Raw genomic sequence first — 9,687 nt, 5'->3', positions numbered from 1 at the left:
ATCCCAAATTTCGACGAGGTAGCCGAACGGTTTCCGGCCCTGTCGATTGAATAAGCCTGGAATTCATACAGCTTGTTGTAGTTGGTCGTCACTGGGTATGCCCATGCGCCATTCGCAGCCGCAACCGCCGAGCCATAAGTCCCACCGGTTGCCGGGTCGATGATATACACCACGCTGCCCGCTTCCGCTGTCCCGCGTAAATCCAGGCCACGGTCGTTGGTTACGCCACCGTTGCCCACCAGGCCGTTATACACGCCGCCCTGAACATCATCGTAAGAGCCAGTGATAACTGGCGCGTTATTCACCGTATCCACGGTGATTGCGAATTGCGACGAATCTTCAGAACGGTTTCCAGCCTTATCAATGGAATAAGCATGGAAATTGTACGTCTGGTTATAGTTCGCGGTTGTAGGGAACGACCATTTACCATCAGCCCCCGCCGTGACAGAACCTGCGACCGTGCCATAGTTATCAATAACGATGTACACCACGCTGCCCGCTTCCGCTGTCCCGCGTAAATCCAGCGTACGATCATTCGTTACGCCGCCGTTACCCACCAGGCCGTTATAGACACCGCCCTGAACATCGTCGAAAGAGCCGAGGATAACCGGTGCGTTGTTCACCGTATCCACGTTGATCGAATAGGTCTCAGATTTACCCGACACGTTACCCAGATCGTCTTTCGCAATGGTGTAGAACATATGCGGACGACCGGCAGCCGTGTCAGCAACCGCATGCTCCCAGGTCCAGTTACCTTTCGCATCAGTTTTCACCGTATCCAGCACCGCGTTGTTATACGCGTTGTAGATATACACGACGCTGTTTGGCTCAGCGGTTCCGCGCAGCTGCATATTGCCGTCGTTGCTCAGCCCACCGTCTGGCACCAGGCCGTTATAGATGCCACCTTGCACGTCATCGTACGCCCCCAGAATGATCGGAGCTGCAGCGCGGGTATCCACTTCCAGACCGTAGTGGTTGGATTCGCCAGAGACGTTGCCCGCCGCATCCTGTGACGTCACGTAGAAGTCATGTTTCGCATCTGCCAGCGCAGGCGATGTCCACGTCCAGTTACCGTCCGCATCGGCATACACCGAAGCGATTGGCGTTTTGCTGTCCGGGCCATAGATATTCACCAGGCTGTTTTTCTCAGCCGTACCGCGCAGTTCTGGCGTGGTGTCGCGTGAACGGCCGCCATCGACGATCAGCGTACCCGCATCGTCATACATGCCGGTAATGGTCGGCGCCGTTGGCGCATCGGTATCAATCGTCAGATCCCACGGCGCGGTTGGTGCGCTTTTCACACCGGTCGGGCTCTGGAAGACCGCACTCAGAGACAGCTCGGTGCCGTTGTTCTGCGGTGGCAGCGTGTAGTTCCAGGTGCCGTCATTGCCTACGGTCACAGAATTAACAAGCGTGGTGCCGTCGTAAATGAACACGGTGTCGCCCGCACGGCCAGTACCGTGCAGCGTTGGCGTGGTGTCATCGGTCACCGCCGGGTTCGCCAGGTCGCCCTGCACCAGGCCTACATCGTCGGCGATGCGATCCAGCGTCCCTGTCGGAATGCTGGTATCCAGCGTCAGCTCAAACGGTGCGGTAGGCGCACTGTCACCCGTCCCCGGATCTTCCGTCGCGGTGATCTGATATGTCCCATCCGCGCTCAGCGCAGGGGTGATGGTCAGCTGCCAGCTACCGGTTACCGGTTACCGCATCAGCACGCACGCTATCGATATAATTGCCGTCAACGTACACCTTCACCAGTGCGCCCGGCGTCGCGCGGCCCACAACCGTTGGGGTCGTGTCATCGGTGTGACTGCCGCTGCCCAGATTGCCGGTAATGGCACCTTCATCATCCACGACGTGGCTGATGGATACGCCGTTACCGCTGGTGTCCACGATGAAGTGGATCGGGTCGGACGCAGGGCCGACGTTACCCGCTTTGTCTTCAATCGAGACTTTCCAGGTGTAGTCACCGTCCGCCAGCGCAGGTGCCGGGGTGTAGCTCCAGTTACCGCTGCCATCGACAGGAACGCGCACGGTAGTGCCATTACCGAGATCGATAATAGCGGTACCGCCCGCTTCACCTTTACCACGGTAGGTTGGGGTGTTGTCATCGGTGGTGTCGTTGTTACCAATCAGACCTGGCGTACCGAAGTCGTCCCACAGTTCCACGTCAGCCGCTTCGCCTGGTGCGACGGAGTCCACAATAATGACCCACTCGCCGGTCTCCGGGCTGCGGTTGCCGGTCACATCTTCTGCGACCGCGCGGAAGCGGTGCTCGCCCTGCGCCAGCGCCGAATCAAACTCAATGGTCCAGCGTCCACCGGTGACCACCGCGCTGCCGATTGGGTTCGGGTTCGCGCCGTCGTACAGATAGACGGTGGTGCCATCCTGCGCAGTACCGGTAATAACCGGACGATCGTCATTCGTGATGCCACCGTTCTGTACCGTGCCAACGTGTGATTCGACATCGTCAATCACATCGGTGATTGCCGGAGCCGTTGGAATACCGCCCGCCAGCAGGTCAAAGGAGAACGCATCAGAAGGATCCGAACGCAGACCCGCTTTGTCTTCGGCGACCACTTTCACGTCATAATGACCGTTCGCCAGCCCCAGCGGCGGTGTCCACGTCCAGGTACCTTCATCGGTGGCGCGAACGGAAGCAACTTCACGGCCATTGACGATGATGTACACCAGGCTGTTCTCTTCGGCAGAACCTGCGAACGTCGGGGTGCTGTCGTCAGTGATATCGCCGTTTTGCAGATAACCTGTTTGCTGACCCGCGTCGTCAAAGACGGTGTCGATAGTCGGTTTCACCGGTGGCGTGGTGTCAACGATAAAGCCGATCGGATCGGAAGGTTCGCTGGTGTTACCCGCGGGATCGGTGATGACCACCACGGCTTCATGCTCGCCTTCTGCCAGTGGATTTTCTGGTGTGACTTCCCATTTACCGTCTTCACCCACGATCGCGGTACCTACCACTTCATCGTCGATGATCAGTTCTACGGTTTCACCCGGCACAGCGCCTTCGCCGCTGAATACCGGCTGGGTATCATCGGTCACATCGCCGTTATTAATTGGGCCGATAACCGGACCCTGATCGTCTTCAACGTCACCAATGATCGGTTTCACTGGCGCTTCGGTGTCAATCACCAGCTTCCAGGGATCGGTTGGCGCGCTTTCAACGCCCGTTGGGCCACGGAATACCACACTCACATCCAGCGCGGCACCGTTCGTTTGTTCAGGCAGGGTATATTCCCAGCGGCCATCAGCGCCCACGGTTACGGAGCTAATAATGTCGCTGCCATTACGTACGAAAACGATGTCACCTGGACGGCCCGTACCGTGCAGGGTTGGCGTGGTGTCATCCGTCACCGCCGGATTCGGCAGGTCACCCTGATAGCGACCAACGTCATCCGATACGCGATCGAACGTCCCGGTCGGAACAACGGTATCGATGGTCAGCAGGAATGGACGTGTCGGAGGTGGAATTTCACCAGGACCGCTGAATTCCCCAGCCGTAATTTCATAGGTTTTACCCGACTCCAGCGCAGGGTTGATCTCAATGGCCCACGCACCGGTCGTTGGATCGGCAGTCATCGTACCCACCGCTTCCCCGTCAACATACAGCGTCACCAGAGAGCCAGGCGTTGCCGTCCCCACGATAACCGGTTTAAGGTCATCCGTGCTGCTGCCGCTGGCCAGCGGGTTGGTCAACGTGCCGGTATTATCTTCCGCGTGGCTGATGGATACCGCATTACCCACGGTGTCGACGATAAAGGTCACTGGCGCGGTGGCTTCACCACGGTTACCCGCAGCATCTTCCAGCGCCACAGACCAGCTATAGGTTCCGTCCGCCAGCGCAGGGGCAGGCGTCCAGCTCCAGTTACCTTCTGCATTGACGGGTACGCGAACGCTCTGCCCGCCACCGAGGTCGATCACAGCCGTCATGCCCGGCTCACCCTTACCGCTAATGGTCGGGGTGTTATCTTCGCTGATATCGTTATTATTAATTTCACGCGGGAACTGATAGTCGTTCCACAGTAAAACGTCGGTCGGCAGCGGCGGCAGTGTCGCCACAGCAGCGATGTTTGGCTCAGTATTGTTGTTAGAAGCGATGGTCTTTTTCATACTCTATTTCCAACTATATTCTGTTTATGTTCGGGAAAATCCCTGGATTAAAAAAACGGCTAAACGTTTTTACTTTCCGGAGGCGCCTTAAAGGCGCCTCCGTTTCCTGATATCAATTAGTGGTTTTGCAGCGTGACCGTCACTCCCATCTGAACGAGGATTTCGGTATTCAGGCTTTCCATCTGGAAGGACTGATACTCCACTCCGCCAACGTTAACCGTGCCACCGTCTGTCCAGTTGCCCGGGTCTATATCGTTTGGCAACAGGTCGCTGAGATTGACCCGATCGCCTGCATCGCCCTTCACCATCAACTGGTTGAAGTCGTTATCGTGGAACAGGTTCTGTGTGGCATTTTCCAGCACATCGCCCGCGCTCAGCGTCAGGGTGTTGTTGCCTGTTCCCGTTATGTCGAACACTTCCATTGACTGGATTTTGTTGGTCAGCGCGCTCATATCGAGATGCTGATCCGCACCCAACAACTTCAGCGTGTCCGTCCCTTCTCCCCCCTGGATCACCGCGTCGGTCAGGCTGGCCACGTCACTCACCTGATAGAGGTTGTCCGCCGCGTCGCCATACCAGACATCGCCCTGGTTATCCGCCAGGAATTCACCCGGCGTGACGGTTTTCGCCGTGCCGCTCACCACCAGGTTATCGATACTGAAACCAAACCCGGTGCTGCCCGGCTGCTCCTGATGGTGAATTTCCATCCGGTAAACCGGCGTATCCTCCTGGCCTGTGAACGACACATGGACGTTACGGTTGCTGATCGGCGCGTTCACAGGCTGAGAACCAATCACATTGCCGTTGATGTCATAGAACGTCACCACCGTAGACGGACCCGCAAATCTCGGGTTGAAATCGAAATCGACGGTTTTGGCGCCATACTGGAAGTCGACAAACATGCTGGCTTCCATCCCGCCATCAGTTGACGAACTGAACAGGTACAGGCTGTTTGTGCTTCCCGCCCCGATGGTCTGTCTGTCGAATTCGTAGTCAGCCGTACTGGTATCCGTCGTGTGTGAGAAACGCATTCCGTGCACCCACTGGCCCGCATTGATCGCCGTAAACTCATCAGCAGATTCAAAGCTGTTGGTGCTGGTGAAGTCGCTGGTACGGTATTTCGAGCTGTTACCCGCCGCGTCCACAATGGCTGCCCCGACCGGAATATCGGTATAACCGCCCGGCGGCAGGCTCAGCGTCACGTTACCGTTCGCGATATCCGCTGCCGTCAGCGTGTGCGTGACAGAGACATCTCCGACCTTCACCAGAACCGAATCACCCGCCGTCACGTTGCTGCCCGGCAGCGTGACGGTGACATCGTTACCGCTCCGCACCACGTCGGTCGGGGCGTCCGGTGCAACCTGATCCACCACCACGTTCTGCGACGACTCGGTGTAGTTACCTGCCGCATCAACAACACGGGTCAAAATGGTCCAGTCAGCGCTGTGGCCTTGCGTGTCCACATAGGCCCACTTATCGCCGTCGACCAGCGCTTCCTGCCAGGTCGCACCGCCATCAACGGAGACAAGGACTTTGTCGCCCGCGTCCAGCGCAGCCGAGAGATGGCCGGTGACCAGGCTGCCAGGGCCGCTGTTATTGGTGATGAAGTCCGCATCGCTCACGCCGGAGTCTTTGCTCAGGCCGTCAGCCACCGCGCTGGCCGTTGGCGCTTCGGTATCAATGGTGATTTTCCAGGAATCGCTCGGTGCGCTTCTGACGCCCGTTGGGCTCTGGAACACCACGTTCATATCCAGCTCTGTCCCGTTATTCTGCGGCGGTAACGTGTAGTTCCAGCTGCCGTCAGGCCCGACGATGACGGAGTCGATCAGGGTCGTACCGTCGTAAATAAACACCCGGTCGCCCGCCACACCGGTACCGCGCAGGGTCGGGGTGGTATCGTCGGTCACAGACGGGTTCGCCAGATCGCCCTGAACCAGGCCGACATCATCCGCTATACCGTCCAGGGTGCCGGTCGGAATGCGAGTATCGAGCGTCAGTTCAAACGGTGCGGTTTGTGGACCGTCACCGGTGCCGGTGTTTTCACTGGCGGTGATCTGATATGTGCCGTCGGCCGACAGCGCCGGGCTGATGGTGTACTGCCATTGACCCGTGGTCGGATCGGCCACCACGCTGTCAACCAGGTTTCCGTCAACGTAGACTTTCACAATGGCACCAGGCGTAGCGCGGCCCACAACGGTTGGCGTCGTGTCATCAGTGTGGCTGCCGCTGGCCAGGTTGCCCTGAATGCCACCCTCATCATCCACAACGTGGCTAATCGAAATCCCGTTTCCACTGGTATCCACGATGAAGTGGATAGGGTCGGATGCAGGTCCGACGTTGCCCGCCTTGTCTTCAATCGAGACTTGCCAGGTGTAGTCGCCGTCCGCCAGTGCAGGCGCCGGGGTGTAGCTCCAGTTGCCGCTGGCATCAACCGGTACACGCACGGTGGTGCCATCGCCCAGGTCGATAATCGCCGTACCGCCCGCTTCACCCTTACCCCGGTAGGTCGGAGTGTTGTCATCGGTCGTACCGTTGTCGGCGATAATCCCCGGCGTGCCGAAGTCGTCCCACAGTTCAACGTCTGTCGCCTCGCCCGGTGCGACGGAATCAATGTTGATGACCCACTCGCCCGTTTCCGGGCTGCGGTTGCCGGTACCGTCTTCCGCTACCGCACGGAAGCGGTGCTCGCCCTGCGCCAGCGGGGCATCAAATTCAATGGTCCAGCGTCCGCCCGTGACCACGGCACTGCCGATCGGGTCCGGGTTCGCGCCGTCGTACAGGTAAACGGTGGTACCGTCCTGACCGGTCCCCACGAGGGTTGGGCGGTCGTCGTTGGTGGTACCGTTTTGCTGTACGGTGCCGGTGTGAGACTCAACATCGTCAATCACATCGGTAATTGCCGGCGCTGTAGGGACACCGCCCACCTGCACGTTAAAGTTAAAGTCCTCAGACGACTCAGAGCGCAGCCCAGCCTGATCCTCCGCAACAACGCGGACGTTATACGGACCGTTAGCCAACCCCGGAGACGGTTCCCAGGTCCAGGAGCCGGTTTCGGTTGCGCGCACGGAATCCACCACTTTCTCGTTGACGATGATGTAAACGAGGCTATTTTCTTCAGCCGTACCGCTGAAGGTTGGCGTGTTGTCATCGGTGGTTTCACCTGCCGCCAGGTTGCCGGTTCTGTCGCCAACGTTATCGAAAACGGTATCGATGGTCGGTTGTGCCGGTGGCGTGGTGTCAACGATAAAGCCGATCGGATCCGACTGTTCGCTGGCATTGCCTGCCGGATCGGTAATGACCACCACCGCTTCATGTTCGCCATCCGGCAGCGGGATTTCTGGCGTCACTTCCCAGTTGCCGTCTTCACCCACAATCGCAGTGCCCACCACTTCATCGTCGATAATCAGTTCAACGGTTTCGCCAGGCACGGCACCACCGCCGCTGAATACCGGCTGAGTATCATCGGTGACATCGCCATCGTTAATCGGGCCAGTGATAGGGCCGACGTCATCTTCCACGTCACCGATCACCGGTTTTTCCGGCGCAGTCAGGTCGACAATAAAGCCGATCGGATCGGACGGTTCGCTGGCGTTGCCTGCCGGATCGGTGATCACCACCACCGCGTTGTGCTGGCCTTCAGCCAGTGGGTTTTCCGGCGTCACTGCCCATTTACCGTCTGCACCTACCACTGCGGTACCCACGACTTTATCGTCGATGATCAGCTCAACGGTGTCGCCCGGCGTGCCGTTTTCACCACGAAATACAGGCAGCGTGTCGTCAGTGGTGTCACCGTCATTGATTGGGCCAACCACCGGACCGACGTCATCTTCCACCTCACCAATCACCGGTTTTTCCGGCGGGGTGAGATCGACCACGAAATCAATAGGATCGGACGGTTCGCTGGCGTTGCCTGCCGGATCGGTAATGACCACCACCGCTTCATGTTCGCCTTCCGGCAGCGGTTTTTCTGGCGTCACTTCCCAGTTGCCGTCTTCACCCACAATCGCGGTGCCCACGACTTCATCGTCGATAATCAGCTCAACGGTTTCGCCAGGTACGGCACCGCCGCCGCTGAATACCGGCTGGGTATCATCGGTAATATCGCCATTGTTAATCGGGCCAGTGATTGGGCCGACGTCATCTTCCACGTCACCGATCACCGGTTTCGCTGGTGCAGTCAGGTCAACGATAAAGCCAATCGGATCGGACGGCTCGCTGGCGTTGCCTGCCGGATCGGTGATGACCACCACCGCCTCGTGCTGGCCTTCAGCCAGTGGGTTTTCCGGCGTCACTGCCCATTTACCGTCTGCCCCCACTACCGCGGTACCCACGACTTTATCGTCGATGATCAGCTCAACGGTGTCGCCCGGCGTGCCGTTTTCACCGCGGAATACAGGCAGGGCGTCATCAGTGGTGTCACCGTCATTGATTGGGCCAACCACCGGACCGACATCATCTTCCACCTCACCAATCACCGGTTTTTCCGGCGGGGTGAGATCGACCACGAAATCAATAGGGTCGGACGGTTCGCTGGCGTTACCCTCAGGATCGGTGATGACCACCACCGCTTCATGTTCGCCTTCCGGCAGCGGTTTTTCTGGCGTCACTTCCCAGTTGCCGTCTTCACCCACGATCGCGGTGCCCACGACTTCATCGTCGACAATCAGCTCAACGGTATCGCCAGGGTTCGCACCACCGCCACGGAAAACAGGCTGGGCGTCGTCAGTGGCATCGCCGTTGTGGATAGGGCCAGTGATCGGGCCAACGTCATCCTCAACTTCGCCGATCGTTGGTTTGCCAGGACCTGTCGGTGGAGGGGGAATAACGTCGCCGTTATCACTACCGTCATTGCCGCCACGGTTATGGCGGATAATGGAGCCGATGCCAATCGCCGCACCAATCGCCGCTAATGCACCCAGTGCCAGCAAGGCAGGGGAAAACGCGGTACCCGCAACCGCCAGACCGTCAAGGCTGGCAATCGCGCCTGCGCCCAGCGCTTGCGCAGAGGATTCACCGTCCAGCAGGAAAGCAGCTTCGTGGTCATCATCACCGTCGGTGGCGATGTATTCATGCCACTGACCATCTTCCCCTTTACCGACCAGTTCACCCGGATTATCAAAGTAGTCTTCGATAATCAGCTGCGGCTGATCTTCATCAGTGCCTTCCAGCATGATGAACAGGTCTTTACCGACACGTTTCTGGGTAATGTTTTCTGGCGCAACGCCGTTTTCCCCTTCAGCAAGAATGTATTTTGCATTCGGGATGGCTTTAATTTTGACGGCACTGCCTATTTTTTCACTGCGCAGAACGTCGGCTTTGACAATCGTATTTTTATCAACGACTGCAATATTTACTGGCTTGAGATTCATTCGCTAAATTCTCGTGTAAATAATCGATCTGTGTCTGCGCAACGCGCCAGACGCACTTCCATACGGGATTCTTTCCCTGGCTGACGCTATCTTCCTGTCAGAGCGACGGAGTCTTAATAAGACCTGTCGCAAACGACCAGGTTAAGGTTGCAAGGAGACATAATAAAAGGAAGGATCCGTTACCTGGCAG

The 9,687-nt window shown here is 58.0% G+C and carries 3 protein-coding genes; all 3 read right to left on the bottom strand.

Going from position 1 to position 9,687, the window contains the following annotated elements; translation table 11 throughout:
- The coding region (locus AAIR21_RS10560) for an Ig-like domain-containing protein (protein WP_434680936.1) at nucleotides 1–1,538 on the bottom strand (1,538 nt) is incomplete at its 3' end.
- A gap of 148 nt (nucleotides 1,539–1,686) precedes the next feature.
- Entirely contained in the window at nucleotides 1,687–4,128 is a 2,442-nt protein-coding gene (locus AAIR21_RS10555) for an Ig-like domain-containing protein (RefSeq protein WP_434680932.1), read from the bottom strand.
- Nucleotides 4,129–4,244: 116 nt separating this feature from the next.
- Nucleotides 4,245–9,497 (bottom strand): Ig-like domain-containing protein, encoded by a 5,253-nt coding sequence (locus AAIR21_RS10550; RefSeq protein WP_183516578.1) that lies wholly within the window; start codon nucleotides 9,495–9,497, stop codon nucleotides 4,245–4,247.
- Nucleotides 9,498–9,687 lie beyond the last annotated feature (190 nt).

Source organism: Enterobacter sp. PTB, assembly GCF_051130085.1.
GTDB classification, from domain to species: Bacteria; Pseudomonadota; Gammaproteobacteria; order Enterobacterales; family Enterobacteriaceae; genus Enterobacter; species Enterobacter ludwigii.
This window is presented reverse-complemented; position numbering and strand designations above follow the sequence as displayed.